The organism is Oleiphilus sp. HI0132, assembly GCF_001635845.1.
Genome location: NZ_LWGJ01001627.1, coordinates 1 through 927, shown reverse-complemented (window position 1 = coordinate 927; position 927 = coordinate 1). Strand labels below are relative to the sequence as shown.

General features: G+C 44.0%; 2 protein-coding genes. Both read left to right on the top strand.

The genetic code is table 11. The features are described 5' to 3' along the window. Positions 1–462: murein hydrolase activator EnvC (locus A3766_RS25115; protein WP_156509123.1), on the top strand; the 462-nt coding region annotated here is incomplete at its 5' end. Positions 463–481: 19 nt separating this feature from the next. Beyond that, positions 482–927: S41 family peptidase (locus tag A3766_RS29265; RefSeq protein WP_369808656.1), on the top strand; the 446-nt coding region annotated here is incomplete at its 3' end.

Sequence of the window (927 nt, the reverse complement as noted above, 5' to 3'; positions counted from 1 at the left end):
CTAGAGAAGCTTCTGAACGAATTAGAGCAAGCCATTGCCAACATCCCCCTCCCTGACGACGCCGCTCCGTTTAGCAAACAAAAAACCAAGCTTCCGTGGCCTGCGAAAGGTAAAGTCATTGGGCGCTTTGGTAGTCGAATTGCTCAGGGTAAGCTAAAGCTCAATGGCATTCATATTGAGACAAAAAACAACCAGGAAGTTCAAGCCATCCATTCTGGAAGAGTTATATTTTCTAACTGGATACGTGGCTTTGGTTTGCTCATTATTATCGATCATGGTAATAATTACATGAGTTTGTACGGTAACAATAAGAGCCTTGCAAAAGATACCGGAGACTGGGTTAGAGCAGGTGAAGTTCTCGCCTATGCAGGGCAAAGTAATGCAAAAAGTGAAACAGGGCTATACTTTGAAATTAGAAAAGACGGAAAGCCTTTAAATCCTAGCCGATGGCTACGAAAATAAATTCTTCAGGACCCACTTAATGAAATTAGTTTCTCGTTCCTTACCTTTAATGACATCACGCCGCAAACGCATCTGCACTTACAGCGCTATTCTGGCTGGGTGCTTATCTTTCAGTCAGCCCGCACTTTCCCAGCAAACTGAAAGTGCTGGTATACAAGATACTAATTTAGCTTCGGAACAAGCGACTGCCCCCTTACCTTTAAATGAGCTGCGAAAGTTTACCAATGTATTTGGCAAAATTAAGAATGCCTACGTCGAAGAAATAGATGACGCTACCCTGCTAAAATATGCGATTCGTGGCATGTTGTCAGGGCTTGACCCACACTCAGCTTATCTTGAGCCAAGCGCATTTTCAGACCTGCAAGAGAACACTTCAGGCACATTTGGCGGCTTGGGTATAGAGGTAGGTATGGAGAATGGCTTTGTAAAAGTTATTGCGCCGATTGATGATACCCCCGCTCAGAA